The sequence below is a fragment of the Variovorax sp. LjRoot290 genome (genome assembly GCF_964253985.1).
Lineage (GTDB): Bacteria > Pseudomonadota > Gammaproteobacteria > Burkholderiales > Burkholderiaceae_C > Variovorax.
Genome location: NZ_CAXURW020000001.1, coordinates 2191941 through 2217952 on the forward strand (window position 1 = coordinate 2191941; position 26012 = coordinate 2217952).

Annotated in this window: 23 protein-coding genes; 14 read left to right on the forward strand and 9 right to left on the reverse strand. The window is 68.1% G+C overall.

All coding sequences use genetic code 11. The features are described from left to right. The first annotated feature begins 54 nt into the window (after positions 1-54). A complete protein-coding gene (locus ACSQ9A_RS11105; RefSeq protein ID WP_436303683.1) occupies positions 55-1488 on the forward strand; it encodes a PLP-dependent aminotransferase family protein in 1434 nt (477 codons plus the stop codon). 103 nt (positions 1489-1591) lie between these two features. Here the strand turns inward: ACSQ9A_RS11105 and ACSQ9A_RS11110 are convergent, their stop codons facing one another. The 3 genes from ACSQ9A_RS11110 to ACSQ9A_RS11120 all read right to left on the reverse strand — a co-directional run bounded on the left by ACSQ9A_RS11110 (position 1592) and on the right by ACSQ9A_RS11120 (position 5285). Next, positions 1592-2944 (reverse strand): esterase-like activity of phytase family protein, encoded by a 1353-nt coding sequence (locus ACSQ9A_RS11110; protein WP_436303684.1) that lies wholly within the window; start codon positions 2942-2944, stop codon positions 1592-1594. A gap of 74 nt (positions 2945-3018) precedes the next feature. After that, positions 3019-3639: a helix-turn-helix transcriptional regulator gene (locus tag ACSQ9A_RS11115; RefSeq protein WP_436303685.1), complete on the reverse strand. Its 621-nt coding sequence runs from the start codon at positions 3637-3639 to the stop codon at positions 3019-3021. 50 nt (positions 3640-3689) lie between these two features. Further along, positions 3690-5285: a glucan biosynthesis protein gene (locus tag ACSQ9A_RS11120; protein ID WP_436303686.1), complete on the reverse strand. Its 1596-nt coding sequence runs from the start codon at positions 5283-5285 to the stop codon at positions 3690-3692. 146 nt (positions 5286-5431) lie between these two features. On the opposite strand from ACSQ9A_RS11120, the gene ada reads away from it, so the two are divergent. The 3 genes from ada to alkB all read left to right on the forward strand — a co-directional run bounded on the left by ada (position 5432) and on the right by alkB (position 7943). Next, a complete protein-coding gene (gene ada / locus ACSQ9A_RS11125) occupies positions 5432-6514 on the forward strand; it encodes a bifunctional DNA-binding transcriptional regulator/O6-methylguanine-DNA methyltransferase Ada (RefSeq protein ID WP_436303687.1) in 1083 nt (360 codons plus the stop codon). Continuing rightward, complete coding sequence (locus ACSQ9A_RS11130; RefSeq protein WP_436303688.1) at positions 6511-7194, forward strand: 2OG-Fe(II) oxygenase; 684 nt, start codon at positions 6511-6513, stop codon at positions 7192-7194. The genes ada and ACSQ9A_RS11130 overlap by 4 nt, the downstream gene beginning before the upstream one ends. 113 nt (positions 7195-7307) lie before the next feature. Continuing rightward, entirely contained in the window at positions 7308-7943 is a 636-nt protein-coding gene (gene alkB / locus ACSQ9A_RS11135) for a DNA oxidative demethylase AlkB (protein ID WP_436303689.1), read from the forward strand. Here the strand turns inward: alkB and ACSQ9A_RS11140 are convergent. From ACSQ9A_RS11140 to ACSQ9A_RS11150, 3 genes are read right to left on the reverse strand one after another with little or no spacing between them, the layout of a single operon-like run. Next, positions 7940-9565 (reverse strand): hypothetical protein, encoded by a 1626-nt coding sequence (locus ACSQ9A_RS11140; RefSeq protein WP_436303690.1) that lies wholly within the window; start codon positions 9563-9565, stop codon positions 7940-7942. The two genes, alkB and ACSQ9A_RS11140, sit on opposite strands and share 4 nt — an antisense overlap. Positions 9566-9568: 3 nt before the next feature. Further along, positions 9569-10639 (reverse strand): MBL fold metallo-hydrolase, encoded by a 1071-nt coding sequence (locus ACSQ9A_RS11145; RefSeq protein ID WP_436303691.1) that lies wholly within the window; start codon positions 10637-10639, stop codon positions 9569-9571. Positions 10640-10664: 25 nt separating this feature from the next. After that, complete coding sequence (locus tag ACSQ9A_RS11150) at positions 10665-11231, reverse strand: LuxR C-terminal-related transcriptional regulator (RefSeq protein WP_093109338.1); 567 nt, start codon at positions 11229-11231, stop codon at positions 10665-10667. 93 nt (positions 11232-11324) lie between these two features. Here ACSQ9A_RS11150 and ACSQ9A_RS11155 point away from each other — a divergent pair, with 93 nt between their 5' ends. From ACSQ9A_RS11155 to ACSQ9A_RS11170, 4 genes are all read left to right on the forward strand, one after another. Next, positions 11325-12122, forward strand: a complete 798-nt coding sequence (locus ACSQ9A_RS11155) for a CoA transferase subunit A (RefSeq protein ID WP_436303692.1) — start codon at positions 11325-11327, stop codon at positions 12120-12122. A gap of 1 nt (position 12123) precedes the next feature. Next, positions 12124-12762 (forward strand): 3-oxoacid CoA-transferase subunit B, encoded by a 639-nt coding sequence (locus tag ACSQ9A_RS11160; protein ID WP_093109336.1) that lies wholly within the window; start codon positions 12124-12126, stop codon positions 12760-12762. Between the two features lie 2 nt (positions 12763-12764). After that, positions 12765-14144, forward strand: a complete 1380-nt coding sequence (locus ACSQ9A_RS11165) for a CoA transferase (protein ID WP_436303693.1) — start codon at positions 12765-12767, stop codon at positions 14142-14144. Between the two features lie 102 nt (positions 14145-14246). Further along, positions 14247-14459 carry a LuxR C-terminal-related transcriptional regulator gene (locus ACSQ9A_RS11170; protein ID WP_436306287.1) on the forward strand — a complete coding sequence of 71 codons (213 nt, stop codon included), beginning with the start codon at positions 14247-14249 and terminating at the stop codon, positions 14457-14459. Here ACSQ9A_RS11170 and ACSQ9A_RS11175 read toward each other — a convergent pair. Beyond that, on the reverse strand, positions 14456-15361 hold the full coding sequence (locus ACSQ9A_RS11175; RefSeq protein ID WP_093109333.1) for a LysR family transcriptional regulator: 906 nt from the start codon (positions 15359-15361) through the stop codon (positions 14456-14458). The two genes, ACSQ9A_RS11170 and ACSQ9A_RS11175, sit on opposite strands and share 4 nt — an antisense overlap. Positions 15362-15461: 100 nt before the next feature. On the opposite strand from ACSQ9A_RS11175, the gene ACSQ9A_RS11180 reads away from it, so the two are divergent. The 5 genes from ACSQ9A_RS11180 (at position 15462) to ACSQ9A_RS11200 (ending at position 22275) form a co-directional block, all read left to right on the forward strand. Continuing rightward, a complete protein-coding gene (locus ACSQ9A_RS11180; RefSeq protein WP_436303694.1) occupies positions 15462-16982 on the forward strand; it encodes a CoA-acylating methylmalonate-semialdehyde dehydrogenase in 1521 nt (506 codons plus the stop codon). An 11-nt stretch (positions 16983-16993) separates the two neighbouring features. Further along, on the forward strand, positions 16994-18148 hold the full coding sequence (locus tag ACSQ9A_RS11185; RefSeq protein ID WP_436303695.1) for an acyl-CoA dehydrogenase family protein: 1155 nt from the start codon (positions 16994-16996) through the stop codon (positions 18146-18148). After that, positions 18145-19260: an enoyl-CoA hydratase/isomerase family protein gene (locus ACSQ9A_RS11190; protein ID WP_436303696.1), complete on the forward strand. Its 1116-nt coding sequence runs from the start codon at positions 18145-18147 to the stop codon at positions 19258-19260. Before ACSQ9A_RS11185 ends, ACSQ9A_RS11190 begins: the two co-directional genes overlap by 4 nt. A 91-nt stretch (positions 19261-19351) precedes the next feature. Continuing rightward, positions 19352-20245 (forward strand): 3-hydroxyisobutyrate dehydrogenase, encoded by an 894-nt coding sequence (mmsB, locus tag ACSQ9A_RS11195; RefSeq protein WP_436303697.1) that lies wholly within the window; start codon positions 19352-19354, stop codon positions 20243-20245. 164 nt (positions 20246-20409) lie between these two features. Continuing rightward, positions 20410-22275 carry an ATP-dependent metallopeptidase FtsH/Yme1/Tma family protein gene (locus ACSQ9A_RS11200; protein ID WP_436303698.1) on the forward strand — a complete coding sequence of 622 codons (1866 nt, stop codon included), beginning with the start codon at positions 20410-20412 and terminating at the stop codon, positions 22273-22275. A gap of 6 nt (positions 22276-22281) precedes the next feature. On the opposite strand, the gene ACSQ9A_RS11205 is transcribed toward ACSQ9A_RS11200, so the two are convergent. Further along, complete coding sequence (locus ACSQ9A_RS11205; protein ID WP_093109327.1) at positions 22282-23208, reverse strand: LysR family transcriptional regulator; 927 nt, start codon at positions 23206-23208, stop codon at positions 22282-22284. Between the two features lie 70 nt (positions 23209-23278). Between ACSQ9A_RS11205 and metE the strand changes: the two genes are divergently transcribed. After that, complete coding sequence (metE, locus tag ACSQ9A_RS11210) at positions 23279-25597, forward strand: 5-methyltetrahydropteroyltriglutamate--homocysteine S-methyltransferase (protein ID WP_436303699.1); 2319 nt, start codon at positions 23279-23281, stop codon at positions 25595-25597. Position 25598: 1 nt separating this feature from the next. Here the strand turns inward: metE and ACSQ9A_RS11215 are convergent, their stop codons facing one another. Further along, positions 25599-26006 (reverse strand): PIN domain-containing protein, encoded by a 408-nt coding sequence (locus ACSQ9A_RS11215; RefSeq protein ID WP_436303700.1) that lies wholly within the window; start codon positions 26004-26006, stop codon positions 25599-25601. Positions 26007-26012 lie beyond the last annotated feature (6 nt).

The window sequence follows — 26012 nt, forward strand, 5'->3', positions numbered from 1 at the left end:
TCCTGTACATACTTTCCTCCATATGGTGCAGATCGGTCTGCCGAGGCACACCCGATGCTCATTCTTCGCCCCGAACTTCCGACACCTCTGGTCAGCCAGATCGTGGAGGGGCTGCGCGGGCTGATCGGCACCCAGAAACTCAAGGCCGACAGCAAGCTGCCGTCTATCCGGGCCTTTGCCGCCGCCCACGGCGTCAGCGTCTTCACCGTGGTCGAGGCCTACGACCGGCTGGTGGCGCAGGGCCTGCTGGTGTCGCGCGCCAACGCGGGCTTCTTCGTCAAGCGACGCAGCGAGGAGGGCGCCGCCGGTGCGGCCGGCACGCCGCGCGCCGACCCGCGCTTCGACGCCCGGTGGTACCTGCAGCAGATCTTCGAGAACCGCAACCTGCAGCTCAAGCCGGGCTGCGGCTGGCTGCCGCACGACTGGCTGTTCGAGGACGGCATGCGCCGCAGCCTGCGCCACCTGTCTGCCGGCGGCACCGACATCGGCGGCTACGGCCTGCCCTTCGGGCACATGGCGCTGCGCATGGCGGTGGCCGAATCGCTTTCGGAGCGCCAGATCGTGGTCGACGCCGCGCAGGTGCTGCTGACCCAGGGCTCCAGCCAGGCGCTGGACCTGGTGGCTCGCCGGCTGCTGAAGCCGGGCGAAGCGGTGCTGGTGGACGACCCCGGCTATCCCAACCTGATGTTCATGCTGCGCTTCCTGGGCGTCCATCTCATCGGCGTGCCGCGCACGCCGACCGGCTACGACCTCCCGGCGCTGGAGGCGCTGCTGGCGGCGCACCGGCCCAAGGCCTTCTTCACGCAGCCGCGGCTGCAAAGCCCGACCTGCTCGACGGCTTCCCTGCCGCAACTCGTGCGGCTGCTGGAACTTGCCCAGGCGCACGATTTCATGCTGGTCGAGAACGACATCTACGCCGACATGGACGCCTCGATGCGCCCGTCGCTGGCCAGCCTGGGCCAGTTGCGCCAGGTCGTCTACGTGAGCAGCTTCTCGAAAACCATCTCGCCGAACATCCGCGTCGGCTACGTCGTCGCCAGGCCCGAACTGCTCGAAGACCTGGCGCAGCTCAAGATGGTCTCCGGCCTGACCTCCTCGGACATCACCGAGCGGCTGGCCTTCGGCACCGTGACCGACGGCCGCTGGCGCAAGCACCTCAAGTCGCTGCGCGACCGGCTGGCCCAGGCGCAGGCCGGCGTGGCGCGCAGGCTGGACGCGCTCGGCTTCGAGCTGTTCCACGAGGCATCGGCGGGGATGTACCTGTGGGCCAGGCACCCGGACATCGTCGACAGCGCCGAACTCTCCACGCGCGCGGCCGCCGAGGGCATCATGCTCGGCCCGGGCCAGCTGTTCCTGGTCAACCCGCACCCGACCGGCTGGCTGCGCTTCAATGTCGCATTCAGCGAGGACGAGCGGCTCTGGAGCTTTCTGAGCCGCAGCATCGAACAGCTGCAGAGCGGCGAGCTGACGCAGCAGGTCGAAGGATGAACGCGGGCGGTGTGAGGCGCCAACAGCCGTTCGCCCTGAGCTTGTCGAAGGGCTCGCCCCGCCTTCGACAAGCTCAGGCCGAACGGTTGGTTGGGCAATTGCACTACTTGGCCCTCAGCAGCTCCCCCACCTCCAGCAGCACCAGCTCGTTGTCGTCCGCCTTGTTCGGCTCGCGGCTGCTGGAGAAGGGCAGGTTGTTGTCGTTGCCCACCACGATGTGCGTGGCATCGACCACCTCGACGTTCTCGATCGTGAAGAAGGGAAACTTGAGCACGCCGTCGTTGAGCGGCTTGCGCGCCAGCTTGTTGGGATCGGCGATCGAGAGCAGGTCGATGTAGCCGATCTTGCGCACCGCCTGGCCGGCGTTGGCGTCGTTCAGCTCGATCTTGTAGACGCGCTTGAACTTCGCGAGGTCGTGGAAGCAGTCGCTGCGCTTCTGGCCTTCGGGGCAGGCCTTGTCGGCCGTGCCTTCGCCGTTGTCGCGCTCGATGATGAGGCCGGTCGTCGCATCGATCATGTTGAAGTCGCCGATCGCGTGGCCGTTGGCCTCCAGCGGGTACTTCCAGTGGCGGCCGGTCCACTTCTCGCTCGCGACGTCGAACTCGAGCACGCGCAGCGCCTCCTTGCCGTCGATGCGCTCGTAGTCCTTGGCCTCGGCGTTCCACACCGGACCTTCGAGCAGGGCGTAGAGCTTGCTGCCGTCCTTCGATGCAGCCATGCCTTCGAAGCCCTTGGAGCGCCGGATCTGGAAATCGACCGCGCCGCCGGGGGCGCCCGGCGTCGTCACGGCGGGATGATCGGGCGAGCGCACCGTCTTGCCGTCGACCTGGGTCTCGAACACCGCGAGCACCTTGCCCTTCAGATCAGCCTTGACCAGGTAGGGGCCGAACTCCTCGCCGATCCACAGCGCGCCGCCCGCGAACTGGAAGCTCTCGGGGTCGAAGTCGGAGCCGGTCAGCAAGCGCTGCTTGCTGCCTTCATGGACGATGCGGAAGGGCACCTTCTTGTCCGGGTCGTGCAGGAACACCGTGCCCGTGCGCTCGAACTTGCCGCTCTTGAAGTCCACCTTGTAGTGGTTGAGGTAGAGCATGAAGTCGGGCGAGTTGGCCTTGGCGCCGGCGCCGTTGTCGGTGAGGATCCAGAAGCTGCCGTCGTCCATCTTCTTGATGCCCGAATGGCCCTGTACCGGCTGCCCCTTGAAGGGCAGCGAAACGCCCGTGCCGCGCCCGGCCGACAGGCCTTCGATGCTGCCCAACGCCTCGACGCGCTTGCCGCTGGTGAACTTGCCGCTCACTTGCAGGTCGGCCGGCGCGTCTTTCGGCGCGGCAATGAAGCTTTGCGCCGGCAGCAGCGCATGGCCGGCGAGCGTGGTGGGGTAGGCGGTCTGTGCCATGGCACTGCCGCAGGCAAGGGCGGCGGCCAGGGCGGTGAAGGAGAGGGAGGCGATGCGCATCATGTTCCGGGTGGCTTGAGATAAAGCCTTGCACCATGCCGGCGCCGGGTGACGACGCCGTGACAAGTTAACAGGCCCTACTTCGCGTCGCTGTACACCGTCGCTCGCGACACGCCCATGTGTGCGGCGGCGATCTCCATGCCGCGGCGGATGTCGAGGAAGCCGGCTTTCTTCAGGTCCTGCACAAGCTGCCTGCGGTCCGCCGGCTTGAGCGATCGTGCGCTGGTGGCGCGCGTGGCGGCGAACTCGTCGACCCGCTCGCAGATGCGGTCGGCATGCCGCGCGTCCAGCGTTTCACTGATCTCGCTCGATTCGATGCGGGTGAACTGCGCGAGCGCAGCCTGGAAGCCCTGGAACAGCGTGAGGTCCACGTTCAGGCACAGCGCGGCGACGTACTCGCCGCTCTCGTCCTTGATGCCGATCGAGGTGCTCTTGACCTTGCGGCCGTCGGCGAACTGGTTGGCGTAGTTGGTGATGACGGCCGGGTAGTCCGGGTCGCCGATGCGCGCCAGGCCCAGCTCCGTCACCGGTTGGCCCACGCGGCGCCCGCTCAGGTTGTTCTCGATCGCGAAGATCGCGTTCTTCGGATGGGTGAGGTCGTGGACGACCACCTCGCAGAAAGGAGCGAAGGTTTTCCCGAGGCCCTGCGCGATGGTCTGCAGCTCCCGCAGCAGGAGTTTGTTCGGCTTTTTCTTCATCGGCCGAATGTATCCAACATTGGACGAAGCGTCCAAGTCGGTCGTGGGGATCAGCCCGGCTGGTACTGGTACAGCCAGGTCTCGGTCAGCGTCTGGTCGCCGTTCTTCAGGTACAAGCGCATGTCGGCCGGCTCGCTGCCATCCACGGTGAAGTCGAACTGCGCGCGCCAGTGGCCCGGCACGCCGTTGGGCACCGCTTCCGAGAAGATGTAGGAGAACTTGCCGCGCGAAGCCGTGAGCACGAGTTCGGGCTTGACGCCGAAGGGGATCGTCTCCAGCGGCTTGCCGATGAACTCGACCATGAACTTGCGCACGCCCTGCGGCCGCTGCGTGCCCGGCTGCCCGCCGCGCCCGAGGCGCGTCGCCACGCAGCGCGCGAGCGGGGAGGGAAAGGGCTCCTGGTCGGTCCAGTGCAGCCGGTACTTGAGGTTGTAGCTGGAGCCCGCGGCGGCCGGCGCCTTAGGCACCCAGCAGGCGAGGATGTTGTCGTGGATCTCGTCGTCGGTCGGTATCTCGACCAGTTGCACCGAGCCTTCGCCCCAGTCGCCCAGCGGTTCGACCCAGAGGCTGGGGCGCTTCTCGTAGAACACGCCGTCCTGGTAGTGGTCGAAGGCGCGGTCGCGCTGCAGGAGGCCGAAGCCGCGCGGGCGCGTGTCGCTGAAGGACGAGGCGCGGGTCTGCGTGGGATTGTTCAGCGGTCGCCAGATGCGCTCGCCGGCGCCGTTCCAGATCGCGAGGCCGTCGGAGTCGTGCACCTCGGGCCGCCAGTCGATGCCGGTGGGCCTGCTTTCCGAGTACCAGTACATCGAGGTCAGCGGCACCAGCCCGAGGCGGCCGATGTCGCGGCGCAGGAAGAGGCGCGACTCGATGTCCATCAGCACCGCCTTGCCGCGCTGCATGACGAACTTGTAGGCGCCGGTGATGCTCGGTCCCTCGAGCAGCGCATAGACCGTCATCGTGTTCGCATCCGGCGCAGCCGGCGGCTCGAAGTAGAAGCGCGTGAAGTTCGGGAACTCCTCGGGCCGGTCGGGCATGGCCGCATCGAGCGCGATGCCGCGCGCCGACAAGCCGTACTGGTAGAGCTCGCCGATGGCGCGGAAGTAGGAGGCGCCGAGGAAGGCGACCCAGTCGTTGGTCTGCCAGGGCAGCTTCTTCTGATCGCCGTTGCGGCTTTCCTGCAGGCGGAAGCCCGCGAAACCGGCACCGTCGGGCAGCTTGCGCGCGGGGCTGTCGTCCGGCATCGAGAAATATGCGCTGTCGTAGAGGATCTCGCGCGCAAAACCGTCGCCGCTCGCGGCCTCGGTCACATACATGTGGACCGGCGTCTGGAAGTAGCGCCCGAGGTGGAAGAAGGTGACCGGGAAGGGGCCGGGGCCGTCGCGGAACAGCGCGTTGTCGGGGTTGTACTTGATCTTGCCGTGCGCGTCGTAGTCGATGCGCTGGAGCACGTCGGCCGGCAGCGTGTTGTCGGCCACATAGGGTTTGGCGGCCTGCGATTTCGCGAAGGTAACAAGACGTTCGAAAGAGAAGGGCCGGGGTTGTGCGAGCTTGATTCCGCCGGCTGCGAGGGCATCTGGAGGGAATCCGAGAGCGGCGAGCGCCATGGAGGCGCCGCTGGCGGTGAGGAGTGAGCGGCGATCGATCATTGGCCGAAATGGTAACGAGGCCCGACGCGCTGGCCCGTAGGCCAAGGCCGGAAATGTCCGAATTCGAAAGCAAGAGCCGGAGTGCGCATGCAACCCCTGATCCCTAGAGTGGATGCATCGATCAACGACACTGCTAGAGGATCCACATGAACATGAGCAACCCCAACGAAATCCGCGCCCTCGCGACCGTGAGCGATCCGCGCTGGGCGGCGGTGGCCGCGCGCGATCCGGCGGCCGACGGCAAGTTCTTCTATTCGGTCAGGACCACGGGCGTGTACTGCCGGCCCTCCTGCGGCGCGCGCTCGGCCCGGCCCGAGAACGTGGACTTCCACGCCACGGCCGCCGACGCGGAGCGTGCGGGCTTCAGGCCCTGCAAGCGCTGCAAGCCCGACCAGCCCGCGCTGGCCGAACAGCATGCGGCGCAGGTGGCCGAGCTGTGCCGCTTCATCGAGGGCGCCGAAGAGGCGCCCACGCTGGGCCAGCTCGCCGAGCGTGCCGGACTCAGCAGCTACCACCTGCATCGCATCTTCAAGGAGGTCACGGGCCTCACGCCCAAGGCTTACGCGGCCGCGCACCGCGCGAAGCGCGTGCGCCAGGAGCTCGCGCGCAGCGACACGGTGACGGATGCGATCTACGACGCCGGCTACAACTCCAACGGCCGTTTCTACGAGAGCTCGAACAAGATGCTCGGCATGACGCCGACCGCGTGGCGCGCCGGCGGCGCCAACACCGATATCCGCTTCGCGATCGGCGAATGCGCACTCGGCGCGATCCTGGTCGCACAGAGCGAGCGCGGCGTCTGCGCGATCGCGCTGGGCGACGATCCGGATGCGCTGGTGCGCGCGCTGCAGGACCAGTTCCCGCAGGCACGGTTGATCGGCGGCGATGCGGCCTTCGAGGAATTGGTGGCCAAGGTGGTGGGCTTCGTCGAGGCACCGGGCCTGGGCCTGGACCTGCCCTTGGACGTGCGCGGCACCGCCTTCCAGCAGCGCGTGTGGCAGGCGCTGCGCGAGATCCCGGCCGGCACGACCGCGAGCTATGCCGAGATCGCCCGGCGCATCGGCAGCCCGAAGTCGGTGCGTGCCGTGGCCCAGGCCTGCGGCGCCAATGCGATTGCCGTGGCGATCCCGTGTCACCGCGTGGTGCGCAGCGACGGCAGCCTGTCGGGCTATCGCTGGGGTGTGGAGCGCAAGAGTGCCTTGCTCGAGCGGGAGGCGAGCGCCGCATGATCGATTGGGACCAAGTGGCGCTGGACCTCGATGCCGAGGGCAGCGCCTTGATCGAGCGGTTGTTGACACGCGAGGAGTGCGAGGCGCTGTCGGCGTTGTACCCGCTCGATCCGCTGTTTCGCAGCCGCGTGGTGATGGAAAGGCTCGGCTTCGGGCGCGGCGAGTACAAGTACTTCGACTATCCCTTGCCGGAGCGCCTGGCGGGCTTGCGCGAAGCGGTCTACGCGCAGCTCGCGCCCATCGCCAACCGGTGGAACCAGGTCATGGGCATCGAGGTGCGCTATCCGCCACGGCATGCCGACTTCATCGCGCGCTGCCATGCGGCGGGCCAGACGCGGCCCACGCCGTTGTTGCTGCAGTACGGCGCCGACGACTACAACTGCCTGCACCAGGACCTGTACGGCGAGCACGTGTTCCCGCTGCAGCTCGTGATCCTGCTGTCGGAGCCCGGCCGCGATTTCACCGGCGGCGAGTTCGTGATGACCGAGCAGCGGCCGCGCATGCAGTCGCGGCCGATGGTGCTGCCGCTGCGCCAGGGCGACGCGGCCGTCATCGCGGTGCACCACCGTCCGGTGCAGGGCACGCGCGGCGTCTACCGCGTCAATCTGCGGCATGGTGTGAGCCGCGTGCGTTCGGGCCAGCGCCACACGGCCGGCATCATCTTCCACGACGCGACATGAAGCTCACCCCCAGGCTTCGCGCACTTCGTGTCGCTACGCCAACCCCCTCACCGGGGGGCAACACCAGCGGCCCGGCAAAGCCGGTTCCGCGGTGTTCCCCGAAGGAGCCGCGCGTGACAGAGGATCTGTTTGAATCGTCTGTCGAATCGCTGGGCCCGGGCGCGGTGTGGCTGCGTGCTTTTGCGACGCCGCATGAAGCCGCGCTGCTGGCCGGCGTGAACGAAGTGACGGCGCAGGCGCCGCTGCGCCACATGGTCACGCCGGGCGGCTTTCGCATGTCGGTCGCGATGAGCAACTGCGGCGCGCTGGGCTGGGTCACGGATCGCACGGGCTACCGCTACGACACCATCGATCCGGACACCGGCCGGCCCTGGCCATGTATGCCGGAGGCCTTCTCGCAGCTCGCGACCGAGGCCGCGGCGGCCGCCGGCTTCGAGGGCTTTGTGCCGGATGCCTGCCTGCTCAACCGCTATGAAGCAGGCACGCGCCTTTCGTTGCACCAGGACCGCAACGAGCGCGACATGCGCTGGCCCATCGTCTCGGTGTCGCTCGGCATGCCGGCGGTCTTTCTGTTCGGCGGCGCGAAGCGCACGGACAAGGCGCGCCGCGTGCCGCTCGCGCATGGCGACGTGGTCGTGTGGGGCGGGCCGGCGCGGCTGCACTACCACGGCGTGCTGCCGCTGAAGGAAGAGGCGCATCCCTTCATGGGCGCCTGCCGCATCAACCTGACCTTTCGCAAAGCCGGTTAGCGGGGGCGCGAGGAAGGCTCCCACGAATCGGGCGTGGTCGCGACGAGCGACCTGAGATCGGACCACGGCTTCGCACCCGGCACGCGCGTGCCGCCCGTCACCGCCACCTTTGCGAAGGCCACCATGCGCTCCCGCAGGTAGCGCAGGTCGGCCGGCGCCCAGGTCTCCATCGAATGCGGCCCGCGGGCCACCACGATCTCCTTCGCGCCGCGGATGCGGTCGTAGGCCGCGATCGTTCCTTCCACGCTCTCGGCGCGGTCCCACAGTCCCTTGCCGAAGAAGGCTGCTGGCCATTTGTCCATGCCCGCGAGCGTGGCCGAGCTCGGATAGAAGACGATGTGATGGTCGGCCGCCATGCCGGCCGCGAAGAGGTTGCGGTCGGCCAGGTCGGGCGATGCCGGCACGTAGCCCGCGCCGCTCGCAAAGGACGCGAGCAGGATCGCGCCCTTGATGTTCTTCAGGCCCTTGGGCGGCGTGCAAGTCACGCTCGGCATGTCGTAGCTGCACGATTCGACGAAGTTCTTCGTCATGGCCCAGGCGGTCGACATCGAGCCGCGCGAATAGCCGGCGAGGATGATCGGAATCCGGTCGGCCTTCATGCCCGCGAGCAGCCGGCCGCCGGCCGCGCTGCCTTCGAGCAGTTGGCCCGAAGGCGTCAGCATGCGCATGCCGCGCCCGCTCTCGAGTTGCTCGAGCACGCGGAACACGTCCTCGCCCTGTTCGAGCGTGTGGGTGTCGCTGAAGCCGCCCGAGAGGCCTTCGCCGCGGCGGTCGTAGCCCAGCACGTCGAAGCCGGCCATGTTCAGCGCATGCAGGTTCTCGCGCCACCAGCGCTGGCCCATGGTCTCGGTGGTGGCGTTGGGGAAGGCGATGTCCACCGTCTTGCCGGTGGCCAGATCGATGCGGTAGGACTTCTCGTCAGGATGCTGGATCGCCGTGAGCTGGCCACCACCACCGCTGGCCATGATGACCAGCGCACGCAGCTTGCCGCCCTTGCCGTCGTCCACGCCGCTGCCCTCGATGTACCAGCCGCGCAGCTTGATGGTGTCGTGCATCTTCAGGTCGATGCGCTCGAAGCTGTCGCGCGGTGCGCTGAATTCGACCGTGTAGCTGCGCGGCTCGGCCTCGGCGATCGATTCGTTGTAGGGCGCTTTGGCGAAGAAGGCCGGGCGCCGGATCTGCCGCAGGTCGACCTGGCCGTCGGGATCGATCCGGCCCGAGGGATCGACCACGCCGGTCGAGCGCGTCGCGCGCTCCTTGTTGGGCGGCAGCCAGCGCTGCATCTGCGCATCGATGCGGCGAAAGCAGGCGGCATCGGCCTTGCAAGCGTTCCAGCGCGCCTTGAGCTTGGCGTCGGTGAATTCATCGACGTGGAAGTCGCGGCCTGCGTAGTCCTTCGGCTGGCGGTTTGCGGTCAACAGCAAGGGAACGCAGACCGTGCCGCCGGCCGCGGTCGGCAGGAGGTAGCCGGGAAGTTCGGCATTGCGGTCGGTGCCGACGCGCGCCGTGCAGTCGGTGGATGGCGGCGCGGCGCGGGCCTCGCGAGGCGGCGCGTTGCTGCAGCCGGCCAGCAAGGCCATGGCTGCCAGGATGCAGCTGGCGGCGCGCGGCATGTTCGTCATGGTTCAAGTTCTCTTCGTTGCGGCAACCCGGGGAGCGAGTTTGCGCGTCTCGCCGATCGCCATCACGAAGAATTCGTCTTCCGGCATGCCGCGCGCCACGCGCAATTCGGCCAGCTTCCGCGGCGGCTCGTCCAGCGACTCGTCCGTCAGTTCGAAGGTGCCCCAGTGCACGCCGAGCGAGCGCTTGGCGCCGAGGTCGTCGTGGATCTGCAGCGCCTCCTCGACGTTCACATGCTGCGCGCTCATGAACCAGCGCGGCGCGTAGGCGCCGATGGGCAGCAGTGCGATGTCGAAGCCGCCGCCTTGTGCGGCTGTCTGCCTGTTCTCGAAATGCCGGCGGATGTCGCTGAAGTCGCGCGAGTAGCCGGTGTCGCCGGCAAAGAGCAGATGGCAGTCCGGCGCGAACACCGCAAAGCCGCCCCACAAGGTGGCGAGCGCATCGCGCGGTCCGCGCGAGGACCAGTGCTGTGCCGGCACCAGCACGACCTCGGCCTCGCCCTGCGGCGTCGCGATGCGATGGCTGTCCCACCAATCCAGCTCCACGGCATGCCGGATGCCCTGCGCCCTGAACCATGGCTGGAGGCCCAGCGGCACGACGAAGAGCGGCGGGCCGCCGGGCTGCCGGTTCAGCGCCGTCACCGACGCGGCATCGAGATGGTCGTAGTGGTTGTGCGAGACCAGCACCAGGTCCACATGCGGCAGCTCGGGCAGCGCGATGCCGGGCGGCACATGGCGCCGCGGCCCCGCGAACTGCACGGGCGAGGCGCGCTCGGAGAACATCGGGTCGGTCAGCAGCGTGAGGCCGCCGAGCTGGGCCAGCACGGTCGAGTGGCCGATCCACGTGACGGCGGGCGCCATCCGTGCGCCAGCCTTTGCGTTGGCGTGCAGCCACGGCAGATCGGGCGCCGCCTGGGGGATGGGCGCGAGCGGCGAGCGGGGCAGGCCGGCGCGCGCGGCCTCGCGGCGCCATCGCAGCAGCTCGGCGAGGCTCTTGGGCTGGAACTCGATGTAGTTGTTCTGGAAGCCGCGCGCGCGATGGTGCGGCGGCTTGGTGGGGCCGGGGGACGAAGACATGGTGTCGGATCGTGCCGTAGCCGGCTTAGCCGGCGATGAGCTTCTGCACCAGCTCGGCCGTGGTCGCCGCCGCGTACTTGCGCATCAGCCGCGCGCGGTGGATCTCGACCGTGCGGTGGCTGATGCCGAGCACCTTGCCGATTTCCTTCGAGGTCAGGCCCTGCATCACCTGGGCCGCCACCTCGCGCTCGCGCGGCGTGAGTTCGGCCTTGGCCGCCCTGCGCGAGCCGAGGTCCTCGAAGGTCCAGATGCCGGCTTCGTGCGGTGCGGCGCGGTTGAGCGCCTGGCCGCTCACGTGGCACCAGAAGGTCTCGCCCGCGAAGGCGCCATGCAGGCTGCCGACCCTTCTCATCATGCGGTTGTCGGCATAGCGGCCGCTCGCGTTGAGAATCGGCTCCATGCGCTTGCCGATGCGCTCGAATTCGGCGACGCTCGGGTAGAGCACGCGAAACGATTCACCGACGAGGTCATGAGGCGTGGTGCCGAACATCTCGCACAGGCGCGCATTGCAGTCGACGATGATGCGGTGGCGCGACAGCACCATGCCAACCGGTGCCTGCTCGAAGGCGAGCCGGTAGTCGATCGCGTGCAAAAGAGTGTCGGGTGTCTCCATTACGAAATACTACGTATGCCTGTACGTAGTATCGTCTCAGGCGCTTCATCAACCATTTCCGAACGAGGAACCATGGCCAACAAGATCTATCCCTCCGCCGACGCAGCGCTCAAGGGCGTCGTCGCCGACGGCCAGACACTCGCGGTCGGCGGCTTCGGCCTCTGCGGCATTCCCGAGGCGCTGATCGATGCGCTGCACGACTCGGGCGTCAAGAACCTGACCTGCATCTCCAACAACGCCGGCGTCGACGGCTTCGGCCTGGGCAAGCTGCTCGGCACGCGCCAGATCAAGAAGATGATCGCAAGCTACGTGGGCGAGAACAAGGAGTTCGAGCGCCAGTACCTGGCCGGCGAGCTCGAGCTCGAGTTCACGCCGCAGGGCACGCTGGCCGAGAAGCTGCGCGCCGGCGGCGCCGGCATCCCGGCCTTCTTCACCAAGACCGGCGTGGGCACGATGGTCGCGGAGGGCAAGGAGCTGCGCGAGTTCGATGGCGAGACCTATGTGATGGAACGCTCGCTGGTGCCCGATGTGGCGCTGGTCAAGGCCGACGTGGCCGACAAGTCGGGCAACCTGCGCTTCCGCCTCACGGCGCGCAACTTCAATCCGGCCGCTGCCATGGCCGGCAAGATCTGCATCGTCGAGGTCGAGAAGATCGTCGAGATCGGCGAGCTCGCGCCGGACGACATCCACCTGCCGGGCATCTACGTGCACCGCATCGTGCTCAACAACAAGCCCGAAAAGCGCATCGAGAAGCGCACCGTGAGCGCCGCGGTCGATGTCGCTGCCGCCAAGGTCGAGGCGCAGGCCGCCATCGCGCAGGCTGCCGTGAACACGGGCAGTCCCGCCACCATCAAGAACAAAGGAGCCTGACATGCCCTGGACCCAAGACCAGATGGCGGCACGCGCCGCGCAAGAACTCGAAGACGGTTTCTACGTCAACCTCGGCATCGGCATCCCCACGCTGGTGGCCAACTTCGTCGGCGACAAGGAAGTCTGGCTGCAGAGCGAGAACGGCATGCTCGGCATTGGCCCCTTTCCCACCGAGGACCAGGTCGACGCCGACCTGATCAACGCCGGCAAGCAGACCGTAACCACCATTCCCGGCTCGGCCATCTTCGGCAGCCACGAAAGCTTCGCGATGATCCGCGGCGGCAAGATCAACCTTTCGATCCTCGGTGCCATGCAGGTCAGCGCCAAGGGCGACCTCGCCAACTGGATGATCCCCGGCAAGATGGTCAAGGGCATGGGTGGCGCCATGGACCTGGTGGCCGGCGTCAAGCGCGTGATCGTGCTGATGGAACACGTCGCGAAGAAGAAGGACGGCACCGAGGACCTCAAGATCCTCGAGCAGTGCACCTTGCCGCTCACCGGCGTGGGCGTGGTCGACCGCGTCATCACCGACCTGGCCGTGATGGACGTCACGCCCGAGGGTCTCAAGGTGATCGAGCTCGCCGACGGCGTGACTTTCGAGGCGCTACAGGCCAAGACGGGTGTGAAGCTGCTTCACTGAAGATGAAGGTCATCGGCGCGTTGCAGGGGCTCTGGCAGCAGGCCGGCCTGCCCGCCGATGCGCTGGACTTCGTGCAACTGAGCGGCGCCGATCCGGTGCTGCCCTCGTCATTCGCCGTCGGCGCGGCGGCGCAGAGCACCATCGCGGCTGCCGCGCTCGCGGCCTGCGAGCTGGGCCACCTGCGCGGCGTGCCGCGCCAGCAGGTCGTGGTCGACATGCTGCATGCCGCGCTCGATTGCACGGCCTGGTTCAGCATCGATGGCCACGTGCCGCCGCAATGGGATCCATTCTCCGGCCTCTACCGTTGCGCAGACGGCTGGGTGCGCGTGCATGCCAACTTTGCCCACCATCGCGACGGCGCGCTGCGCTTGATGGGGCTGGCGCCGGCGACCGCGCAGCGCGCCGACGCCGAGGCGGCCATGGCGGCGTGGAGGGCCAACGACTTCGAACAGGCGGCGGCCGAAGCCGGCCTCGTGGCCACTGCCTTGCGCCGCTTCGACGAATGGGACGCGACGCCGCAGGGCCGGGCCGTGGCGGTACAGCCGCTCTTCACCATCGAGCGCATCGGCGACGCGCCGCCGCTGGGTTTGCCGCCGCTGCACGTCCACGAACGGCCCCTGGCCGGGTTGCGTGTGCTCGATCTCACGCGTGTGCTCGCGGGGCCGGTCGGCTGCCGCGCGCTCGCGGCCTACGGTGCCGACGTGATGCTGGTCAATTCGCCGCAACTGCCCAACATCGAAGCCATCGCCGACACCAGCCGCGGCAAGCTCTCGGCCCACGCGGATCTGCGCAGCGAGGCGGGACGCGACGCGCTCGCGCGCCTGCTGGCCGATGCCCACGTGTTCGTGCAGGGCTACCGGCCCGGCGGCCTGGCGGCGCTCGGGTTCGGGGCCCAGGACGCGGCAGTCCGGCGTCCGGGCATCGTCTACGTTTCGCTCTCGGCCTATGGGACCGAGGGGCCCTGGTCGCAGCGCCGCGGCTTCGATTCCCTGGTGCAGACCGCCATGGGCTTCAACCACGCCGAGGGCGAGGCGGCCGGCGACGGCAAGCCCAGGCCCTTGCCGATGCAGATCATCGACGAGGCGACCGGCTACCTGATCGCGATGGGCGCAGCCGCTGCGCTGTGGCGCCAGCAGCAGGAGGGCGGCAGCTGGCATGTGCAGGTCTCGCTGGCGCAGACCGGGCATTGGCTGCGCGGGCTCGGGCGGGTGCGTGGCGGCCTGGCGCTGGTCAAGCCCGACAGGGAGCCCTGGCTCGAGAGCGCGTCATCGGGTTTCGGCGAACTCCGCGCCATGCGCCACAGCGCGCGGCTGGCGCGAACGCCGGCCGGCTGGGCGCGTCCCTCGATGCCACCCGGCAGCCACCCGCCGATCTGGCCGTAAGTCCTAAAGCGCGCCAAGAAAAGCGACCACCATCGACAAGCCAAAGCTCGACGCAGTCATGAGGAGCGCGGCGCACAGGAGCCTGGCTCTGTGCGAGAGCCTGTGCCAGACCCGGCGCGCCCGGGCAGCAAGGCCCAGCGGCGCCAACCGTTTCAGCAACTCCGGGATGCCGGCCTTCGCCGTCGCCTTTTGAATCTCAGTCCCCATACCGTCAAGCGACACCTGGCGCGCATCCTCGAGCGGCTGGAGTTGGCCTCGCGCGGAGAAGCGGCGGACTGGTACCGCAGGCGCCAGGGCTCGCAGCATCGCAACTAGCCGGCGGCGGCATCCGCCGGCAGCAGCACCTCGCGCTGCGCCTCCACCGTCTCACGCAGGAAGTTCCAGGTGGCCTGCATGCGCGCCAGGTGCCGCGTCTCGGCCGCAACCGACATCCAGAAAGTGCGCGTGAAGTTCGCCTCGCCCGGCAGCACGCGGCGCAGCGAGGCGTCGCGCTCGGCGATGAAGGCCGGCAGCACCGCGATGCCGGCACCCGCCGCGGCGGCCTGGTGCTGCGCGAGGATGCTGGTGCTGCGCAGCGCGAACGAATCGGGCCGGTACAGCTCGTCGAGGTACTGCAGCTCCTTGCTGAAGAGCAGGTCGTCCACGTAGCTGATGAAGCTGTGGCCGCGCAGGTCCTCGCGCGCAGCGATCGGCTTGTGCGATGCCAGGTAGTGCTCCGACGCGTAGAGACGCAGCACGTAGTCCGTCAGCTTGGTCACCACCACCGGCCCGCGCGCCGGGCGTTCGAGCGAGATCACGATGTCGGCCTCGCGGCGCGACAGGTGCACCAGCCGCGGCATCGCCAGCAGGTCGATCACGAGCTTGGGGTGCTGCTGCGCGAAGAGCGCGAGCCTCGGCGCCAGCACGATGGTGCCGAAGCCCTCGGTGGCGCCGATGCGCACCAGGCCCGACAGGCCCTCGCGCGAAGCGGGCGCCGCGCTCTCGACCGCGAGAAAGGCGCTCTCCATCGCCTCCACCTGCGGTTGCAGCCGGCGGCCCGCTTCGGTGAGGCGATGGCCGCCGGCCTCGCGCGAGAAGAGGGCGCTGCCGACTTCCTTCTCGAGCGCCTGGATGCGGCGCGCCACCGTCGTGTGGTCGACCGCGAGCCGGCGTGCAGCGCTCACCAACGTGCCGGTGCGCGCGAGCTCCAGAAAGAAGCGCAGGTTGTCCCAGTCCATGCTTTGCAATTATGCAGATCGTGGGTGCGTATTTGTCTATTGCCATGGCAAAAGTGCAAAGCTAGCATCGGTTGCTGCACCCCATCAGGAGACAAAGTTCATGGACGCCACCACCACACCCGCGACCCAGGTCGCGACCGTCAAGCTGCTGATCGGCGGCAAGTTCGTCGAGTCGAAAACCACCGAGTGGCGCGACATCGTCAACCCGGCCACGCAGCAAGTGCTGGCCCGCGTGCCCTTCGCCACGCAAGCCGAAGTCGATGCCGCCGTGGCCTCGGCCAAGGAAGCCTTCAAGACCTGGCGCAAGACGCCGATCGGCGCGCGCGCGCGCATCTTCTTGAAGTACCAGCAACTCATCCGCGAGAACATGGCCGAGCTGGCCGCGACCCTCACGGCCGAGCAGGGCAAGACCCTGCCCGATGCCGAAGGCGACGTGTTCCGAGGCCTCGAAGTGGTCGAGCACGCATCGAACATCGGCAACCTGCAGCTCGGCGAGCTGGCCAACAACGTCGCCAACGGCGTCGACACCTACACGCTGCTGCAGCCGCTGGGCGTGTGCGCGGGCATCACGCCCTTCAACTTCCCGGCCATGATCCCGCTGTGGATGTTCCCGATGGCCATCGTCACCGGCAACACCTTCGTGCTGAAGCCCTCCGAGCAGGACCCGATGGTCACGATGCGCCTGGCCGAGCTCGCGCTCGAAGCCGGCATCCCGGCCGGCGTGCTCAACGTCGTGCATGGCGGCGAGGCGGTGGTCAACGCGATCTGCGATCACAAGGACATCAAGGCGATCTCCTTCGTCGGCTCGACCAAGGTCGGCACCCACGTCTACAACCGCGCCACGCTCGCCGGCAAGCGCGTGCAATGCATGATGGGCGCCAAGAACCACGCCATCGTGATGCCCGATGCCAACAAGGAGCAGACGCTCAATGCGCTGGCCGGCGCGAGCTTCGGTGCGGCCGGGCAGCGCTGCATGGCGGTGTCGGTCGCGGTGCTGGTGGGCGAGGCGCAGAAGTGGGTGCCCGAACTGGTCGAGAAGGCCAAGACGCTGAAGATCGGCGCCGGCACCGAGAAGGGCGTGGACGTCGGTCCGCTGGTGTCGTGCGCGGCCTACGAGCGCGTCAACGGCTTGATCGAACGCGGCGTGGCCGACGGTGCCACGCTGGCGCTGGACGGCCGCAACCCCACGGTGCCCGGCTACGAAAAGGGCAACTTCGTCGGCCCAACGGTCTTCGCCGACGTCAAGCCCGGCATGACCATCTACGATCAGGAGATCTTCGGCCCGGTGCTGTGCCTGGCCAATGCCGAGAGCATCGACGAAGCCATTGAGCTCATCAACGCCAACCCGAACGGCAACGGCACCGCGATCTTCACGCAGTCGGGCGCCGCGGCGCGCCGCTTCCAGGAAGACATCGACGTCGGGCAGGTCGGCATCAACGTGCCGATCCCGGTTCCGGTGCCGATGTTCTCCTTCACCGGTTCGCGCGGCTCGAAGCTCGGCGACCTCGGCCCCTATGGCAAGCAGGTCATCATGTTCTACACGCAGACCAAGACGGTGACGGAGCGCTGGTTCGACGACGACACGGCGCACGGGCTCAACACGACCATCAGCCTGAAGTAATCTCAGGGCGCATGGACTTCGAACTCTCCGAAGAGCAGCGGGCCTTTGCGCAGACCGCGCGCGAATTCGCATCGGCCGAATTCGCGCCGCATGCCGCGCGCTGGGACGCCGAAGGCATCTTCCCGAAAGAGGCGATCGCGAAGGCGGGCGAGCTCGGCTTCTGCGGCCTCTATGCGCCCGAAAGCATCGAGGGCCTGGCGCTGCCGCGCCTTGACGCCACGCTGGTGTTCGAGGAGATGGCCGCGGTCGATCCGTCGACCACGGCCTTCATCACGATCCACAACATGGCGACCTGGATGCTCGGCACCTGGGGCGGGCCCGCCGTGCGCGAGCAATGGGGCGCCGATCTCACGAGCGGGCGCAAGCTGGCCTCGTACTGCCTGACCGAACCGGGCGCCGGCTCGGACGCCGGCTCGCTGAAGACGCGCGCCGAGTTGCAAGGCGCCGAGTACGTCGTCAACGGCGGCAAGGCCTTCATTTCGGGCGCCGGCTCGACCGACGTGCTGGTGCTGATGGCGCGCACCGGTGGCGGCGGTGCGGGCGGCATCTCGGCCTTCGCGGTGCCTGCCGATGCGCCCGGCATCAGCTACGGCAAAAAAGAGCACAAGATGGGCTGGAACAGCCAGCCCACGCGCACCATCAACTTCGACAACGTGCGCGTGCCCGCCGCCCACCTGCTCGGCAGCGAAGGCGAGGGCTTTCGCATCGCGATGAAGGGGCTGGACGGCGGCCGCATCAACATCGCGACCTGCTCGGTCGGCGCGGCGCAGGGCGCGCTCGACGCGTCGCGCCGCTACCTGCACGAACGCAGCCAGTTCGGAAAGCCGCTCGCGAGCTTCCAGGCGCTGCAGTTCAAGCTGGCCGACATGGCGACCGAACTGGTGGCCGCGCGCCAGATGGTGAGGCTGGCCGCGAGCAGGCTCGACGCCGGGCATGCCGATGCGAGCACCTATTGCGCGATGGCCAAGCGCTTTGCGACCGACGTCGGCTTCAACGTCTGCAACGACGCGCTGCAGCTGCACGGCGGCTACGGCTATTTGAGCGAGTTCCCGCTGGAGCGGCTGGTGCGCGACACGCGCGTGCACCAGATCCTCGAAGGCACCAACGAAATCATGCGCGTGATCATCGCGCGCAAATTGCTGGAAGGCGAGAGTGATATCCGATGAGCGATGAAGTGGTCCTGTTCGACGAGATCCAAACGACCGGCGGCCGGCGCTTCGGCATGGCGACGCTCAACACGCCGGCGGCGCTCAACGCGCTTTCGGTCGCGATGGTGCGGCTGCTCACGCCGAAGCTGCGCGAGTGGGCGCAGGATGCGGGCGTTGCCGGCGTGCTGCTGCAGGCCGCGGGCGAGAAGGCCTTCTGCGCCGGCGGCGACCTGCGCCAGCTCTACCAGACGCTGCTGGAATGCGGACCCGAACGCAACCCCTACGCCGAGCGTTTCTTCGCCGAGGAGTACGAGCTCGACTACCTGATCCACACCTTTCCCAAGCCCGTCCTGTGCTGGGGACACGGCATCGTGATGGGCGGCGGCATCGGGCTCATGGCGGGTGCCTCGCACCGCGTGGCCACGGCCCAGAGCCGCCTCGCGATGCCCGAGATCAGCATCGGCCTCTACCCCGACGTGGGCGGGAGCTGGTTCCTGCGCCGCATGCCGGGGCGCGTGGGCTTGTTCCTCGCGCTCTCCGGGGCCCACCTCAATGCAGCCGATGCCATCTTCTGCGGCCTGGCCGACCTGCTGGTGCCGCACGAGCGCAAGGCGCAGGTGCTGGACGAGATCGCCGCAGGCACATGGACCGGCGAGGCCAAGGCCGATCGCGCCGCGCTCTCGCGCATCCTGCTGCGTGCGGGCGAAGGCACCGAACTGCCGCCTTCCAAGGTGCGCGAGCATTTCGACACCATCAACGCCTTGATGGCCGGCGACGACCTGGGCGACATCGCCAAGCGGCTGCGCGCGTTGCAAAGCGACGACCCTTGGCTGCAGACCGCGGCAAAGACCTTCGCCAAGGGCGCGCCGAGCTCGGCGGCGCTCAGCTTCGAACTCTGGCAGCGCGTGCACCGCATGTCGCTGGCCGAAGTCTTCCGGCTCGAGTACTGGTCCTCGCTGGGCTTCTGCGCGCACAAGGACTTTGCCGAGGGCATCCGCGCCGTGCTGATCGACAAGGACCGCAATCCGAAGTGGAACCCGGCCACGCTGGACGACATCACGCCAGCCTTCATTGAAGATCACCTGAAGGTCCGCGGCGAGATGGCGCCGGAACTCGCCGGGCTCGTGTGAGCGAATGACAACAACCCCCGACTCCGTTCACCCTGAGCCCTTCGACAAGCTCAGCCCGAACGGGTGGGAAGAGCACAAAACGGAGACACACATGAAGATCGCATTCATCGGCCTGGGCAACATGGGCGGCCCGATGGCCCTCAACCTGCACAAGGCCGGCCACGCACTCAGCGCTTTCGACCTTTCGGCCGAGGCCTGCAAGAAGCTCGGCGCCGAGGGACTGCCGATCGCCAAGTCGGCGGTGGACGCGCTCGCCGGCGCCGAGGTGGTGATCAGCATGCTGCCTGCAAGCCAGCATGTGGAGTCGCTCTACCTCGGCAGCGACGGCCAGCCCGGCCTGATGGAGAAGATCGCGGCCGGCACGCTGGTGATCGACAGCAGCACCATCGCCGCGGCAACTTCGCGCAAGGTGGCGGAAGCGGGCGCGAAGCGCGGCGTGGCCGTGATCGATGCGCCCGTGTCCGGCGGCACCGGCGGCGCGATCGCGGGCACGCTGACCTTCATGGTCGGTGGTTCGTCGGCGGACCTCGAACGCGCGCGCCCGGTGTTGGAGAAGATGGGCGCCAACATCTTCCACGCCGGCGAGGCGGGCGCGGGCCAGACGGCCAAGATCTGCAACAACATGCTGCTCGGCATCCTGATGATCGGCACCTCCGAGGCGATCGCGCTCGGCGTGGCCAACGGGCTCGATCCCAAGGTGCTGTCGGAGATCATGCGGCGCAGCTCGGGCGGCAACTGGGCGCTCGAAAAATACAACCCGCTGCCCGGCGTGATGGAAAACGCGCCGGCCTCCAAGGGCTATGCCGGCGGCTTCGGCACTGACCTGATGCTCAAGGACCTGGGCCTCGCGCAGGAGAACGCCGCCGCGGTGCGCGCCGCCACGCCGCTCGGCGGGCTGGCGCGCAATCTGTATGCCGCGCACAGCCTGGCTGGGAATGGAGCGCTCGATTTTTCGAGTGTGATCAAGCTGGTGCAGAAGAAATAGGGTGCTGCGCCGCCCGCGCTGACGCGAGCGCGCAACGCCGGTGCCGGGCCGGCCGCGAAGTACTCCACGCAAGCGGTGTTTAAGCTGCGCCGCCGCCGCTGTGGCGGTGTCGATTGCTGCCGGGCTGCCTACCATCGTCGGATGCCGCGCCCCGTCCGCCGTCCATGAAGCAGCTCCACAGACTTGTTCGATCGGGCGTGGCTCGATTTGCTTTCGCCGCCTTCCTAGGCGCCTTGGCCATCGCCGCCCTGTACCTGGCGCTGCGCGAAACGCCGCAGCTTCATCAGCTCGGCGGCGCCGCGCAGCAGATGCGCACGTCGCCGGCCGACTGGACCGCCACCGAGAAGGACGGCTCCGAACTGATGCGCGACCTGCGCGCCGGCGCGGTCCGCACTGTCGGCATCGCGGCCAATGCCATCCTCGTGTCCACGACCGTCGGAGAGCGCTACTTCGTGGTCGACGGCCGAGGCTCCTTCGCCGCACTGGTCGTCGGCGAGGCGGCGAAGGCCGGCGATTCGAAATCGTTCCAGCTGGTCGTGCTGCCGGACACCACGGTCGGCGCACCTGCCGCAGACGACCGCACGCTGAGTGCGGCGCGCGATCTGGTGGGGGTGTTCCTCCCCATCCTGCTCGTCGCGGTCCTTGTCTACATGATGCGCGACAGCATCGGTGCAAGCGCCAAGCTGGTCGAGAAGCCGACCGGCCTGCGCTTCGACGACGTCATCGGCGCCGGTGAGGCCAAGAACGCGCTGCAGGACATCGTCGACTACCTGAAGAACCCGAAGCGCTTCAGCGCGCTCGGCGCGCGACCGCCCTGCGGCGTGCTCATGCTCGGCGGACCCGGTGTCGGCAAGACGCTGCTCGCCAAGGCGCTTGCCGGCGAGTGCGGCGCCCGCTTCATCGCCACCAACGGCAGCGAGTTCACTTCCAAGTTCTATGGCGTCGGCGTGCAGAAGGTCAAGAAGCTCTTCGAGACCGCACGCAAGAACGCGCCCTGCATCCTCTTCATCGACGAGATCGACGGCATCTCGAGGCGCAGCGCCGGCGGCTCGGGACCGGCGGAATCGGAGGGCAACCGCATCATCAACCAGTTGCTGGTCGAGATGGACGGCTTCGAGGCCAACGAGGGCGTCATCGTCGTCGGTGCCACCAACCTGGTCGACAACCTCGACGAGGCGCTGCTGCGCGAAGGGCGCTTCGATCGCCGCGTGAACGTCAAGCTGCCGGACGTGCGCGACCGTGCCGCCATCTTCCGGCTCTATGCCGCCAAGCTGCGCCTCGCCGGCGAGGTGGACTACGAGCAGCTGGCCCGCCTGACCACCGGGCTGTCGCCGGCGACCATCGCGCACGTCGTCAACCATGCGGCCCTCGTGGCGGCGCGCGCGAACGCGGAGGCGGTGTCGATGGGCCACCTGATGGAAGCCATCGAGACCACCCGCATCGGCGAGCTCAACGGCGCGCAGCGTGCGCTCGGCGAGCGCGAGCGTCGCTACATCGCGGTGCACGAGGCCGGCCACGCGCTCGTCTCCGTCGTGCTGGGCTACGGCAAGGTCGAGAAGGTCACCATCCTGCCGCGCGGCGGGTCGCTGGGCGCCACGCTCGTGACGCAGGAAGAAGACATGACGCTGGTGTTGAAGAGCGACATGGAAAAGCACATCCAGATGCTGCTGGGTGGCCGCAATGCCGAGCTGGCCGTGTTCGAGGAAGCATCGAGCGGCGCCAGCCACGACCTGCAGCAAGCCTCGAAGCTGGCGCTCGACATGGTCGGGCGCTACGGCTTCGGCGAAGACGGCGCGCTGTTCAGCCTGGGCGCGCTGCCGGCGCAGCACGCATCGCGGCAGGTCTCGGCCGCGGTGCGCCAGGCCAGCCTGCTGCTCGAAGGACTCAACGTGAAATGCCAGCAGATCATGCGCACGCACCGCCGCGCGCTCGACGAACTCACGGACGAACTGCTCGCCCACGAGACCGTGTCGGGCGAGCGCGTGCTCGAACTGGTCGGGCACCGCGGGCCGATGACGCTGGTCGCCTGAGCATCCTCAGAGCAGCTCGATCCCCGGCAGGCTCTTGAAGCAGCTCTCGCGCGTGATGCGAACAAAATCCTCCAGCCAGGGCCGAGCCGAGGTCGATGCGGTGCAGGCCATGTGCAGCTCGCCGGTCAATCCCTTGCGGCCCACGGGCCGGGCGGTGACGTAGCCGCGGTCCAGGTAGCCCTGCACCGCCCACAGCGGCAGCGCCGCGATCCCGCGGCCGCTGGCCACCAGCTGCAGCATCGCGACCGTGAGCTCGGTGGTGCGGCGCTGCGCCGGCTCGACGCCGGCCGGCGCCAGCACCTGACGCACGATGTCGAGCATGTCGTCGGGCACCGGGTAGGTGATCAGCGTCTGGTCGGCGAAGTGGCGGGCCGTGAGATGCGTCTTTGCCGTGAGCGGATGCTCGTTGGCCAGCAGGGCCATGATCTCGAAGCGGAAGAGGGGGTGGTAGTCGACGGTTTCGTCCGGGTCCTGCTCGGAAACGATGGCCACCTCGGCGCGTTTCTGCAGCACCAGCGCGATCGGGTCGGGATGGAAGCCCGAGACGATGTCGAGCTCGATCTCGGGCCAGCGGTTGCGAAACGCGTCCATCGCCGGCATCAGCCAGTCGAAGCAGGTGTGGCACTCGACCACGATGCGAAGCTGGCCGGCGCCGCCCTGCGCCAGGCGCGACACGTCGCGCTCCGCCTCCTCGACCAGCGGCAACGCGGCATCGGCAAGCTGCAGCAGGCGCAGGCCGGCGCCGCTGAACTGCGGCGGCACCGACTTGCGCTCGAACAAGGCCGCGCCGTAACGGTCTTCGAGCAGCTTGACCTGATGGGACAGCGCCGACTGCGTGAGGTTGAGCAGCTGGGCGGCGCGCACCAGGCTGCCGGTGTCGCGCAGCGCCACCAGGGTGCGCAGGTGGCGGATCTCGAGGATGGATTGGGCCATGAATGAAATTCAAGTTGACTGGCAAAAGCTTTCGTTTGAATCATAGGCGAGGAACGCCGACCATCGTGGGATGACACGTATCCATACTCTCGGCCTTCCGCGCATGGGCGCACAACGCGAACTCAAGCTCGCTCTCGAACAACACTGGCGCGGCGAGATCGACCGCGATGCGCTCGAAGCCGTCGGCCGCGAGCTGCGTGCGCGCCACTGGCAGGCCCAGCGCGACGCCGGCCTCGACTTCGTGACGGTGGGCGACTTCGCCTTCTACGATCACGTGGCCAACCACATCCAGCTGCTGGGCTGCGAGCCGGCGCGTTTCGACTTCCGGGGCGACGAGCCCGAGCTCTCGCGCTATTTCTCCATGGCGCGCGGCGTGGCCGACGAGGTGCACGATCACGGCTGCGCGCACGCCGAGCACGGCACTTTCGCGCTCGAGATGACCAAGTGGTTCGACACCAACTACCACTACCTCGTGCCCGAGTTCTCGCCGGCGACGCGCTTCAGCCTGCAATCGGTCCGCCTGTTCGACGAGGTGGCCGAGGCGCAGAAGGCCGGCCATGCAGTCAAGGCGGTGCTGCTCGGGCCGCTGAGCTTTCTCTGGCTCGGCAAGGAGAAGGAGGCCGGCTTCGACCGCTTCACGCTGCTCGAATCGCTGTTGCCAGTGTACGAACAGGTGCTCGCGCGCCTCAAGGCGCAGGGCGTCGAATGGGTGCAGATCGACGAGCCCATCCTCGGCCTGGACCTGCCCGACGCCTGGCGCCATGCCTTCGAGCGCAGCTACTGGCAGCTCGCGCGCCGAGCGCCGAAGCTGCTGCTTGCCACCTACTTCTCGCCGCTCTCGGACAACTTGCGCCTGGCCTGCCAACTGCCGGTGGCCGGCCTGCACGTCGATGCGGTGCGCGCGCCCGACGAGCTCACCGGCGTGGCCGACTGGCTGCCGGCGCACAAGGTGCTGTCGATCGGCATCGTCGACGGCCGCAACATCTGGCGCGCCGATCCCGATGCCGCGCTCGCGCGCCTGCGGCCCGTGGCGGACAAGCACCAGGGCGAGTTGTGGATCGCGCCTTCGTGCTCGCTGCTGCACGTGCCTTTCAGCCTCGCGGCGGAGAACAAGCTCGATGTCGAACTGAAGAGCTGGCTCGCCTTCGCGGTGGAGAAGCTGGACGAGCTGCGCATGCTGCGCGCCGTGCTCGACGGCAAGGAGGCCGAAGTGCAGGACGCGCTTTCGGCAGCCCGCGCCGCCGTGGCTGCCCGCCGCGCCAGCCCGCGCGTGCACCGCGCCGACGTCGCATTGCGCCTCGCGCGCCGCGTGGCGGGCGACGACAGCCGTGCCTCGCCCTTCGCCGTGCGCCAGGCCGTACAGCGCGTGCGCTTCACGCTGCCGTCGCTGCCGACCACCACCATCGGCTCCTTTCCGCAGACGGTCGAGATCCGCACCGCGCGCGCCGCCTTCAAGCGCGGCGCGCTCGATGCCGCAGGCTACCGCGAGAAGATGCGCGCCGAGATCGCGCTCGCGGTGCGCAAGCAGGAAGAACTGGACATCGACGTGCTGGTGCACGGCGAGGCCGAGCGCAACGACATGGTCGAGTACTTCGGCGAGCAGCTCGACGGCTTCGCCTTCACCGCCAACGGCTGGGTGCAGTCCTACGGTTCGCGCTGCGTCAAGCCGCCCGTCATCTACGGCGACGTCGCGCGCCCGGCGCCGATGACGATCGAATGGACCGTCTATGCGCAAAGCCTCACGGCGCGGCCCATGAAGGGCATGCTGACCGGGCCGGTCACCATCCTGCAATGGTCCTTCGTGCGCGACGACCAGCCGCGCAGCGTGACCACCGAGCAGATCGCCTGGGCGATCCGCGACGAGGTGGTCGACCTGGAGCGCGCCGACATCGGCATCATTCAGATCGACGAGCCGGCCATCCGCGAAGGCCTGCCGCTGCGCCGCGCCGGCTGGAAGGCCTACCTCGAGAGCGCAACGCGCGCCTTCCGCATCAGCGCCTCGGGCGTGGCCGACCGCACGCAGATCCACACCCACATGTGCTACTCGGAATTCAACGACATCCTGCCCGAGATCGCGGCGATGGATGCCGACGTCATCACCATCGAGACCAGCCGCTCCGACATGGAGCTGCTGCGCGGTTTCGGCGAGTTCAAGTACCCGAACGAGATCGGCCCGGGCGTCTACGACATCCATTCGCCGCGCGTGCCGGCCGTCGACGAAATGCTGCGCCTGATGCGCAAGGCCGCTGCGGTGGTGCCGCCGGGCAACCTGTGGGTCAACCCCGATTGCGGCCTGAAGACCCGCGGTTGGCCGGAGACCGAGGCGGCGCTGGTGAACATGGTGGCGGCAGCGAAGGTGCTGCGCCAGGAACTGGCGCTTGAACCTTGAGTCAGTCGAGCAGTGTCATGCCCGCCGTGCGAACAGCTCCTCGGTCGAAGCTGACGATCGAGCTGCAGCCTTCGTCCAAAGCAATCTGTGCGATGAGCAGATCCGCGAAACCAGCCTTTCCCGCCTTCTTGTCTTGAAAGCGGCGAACGGCTTGTTGGACGACTTCGCGCTGCTGCAGGTGGAACCGTGGCGTCTCCAGAAGGTCGCTGATGGTTTCGCCGATTTCTCTAGGCGTCGCGCTGTAGATTCGCTCCAGCACCCAGCAAAGTTCGACCAGCACAACCAGACTGATGAAGCCGGACGAACGTTCGCTAAGGCGCGTTTCGATGAAGCGTGTGGCGCTCGCGGATTGCCTGGGATCGTCTTGCGCGAGGTAACGCACCAGCACATTGGTGTCGAGGCCGATCATGTAAGG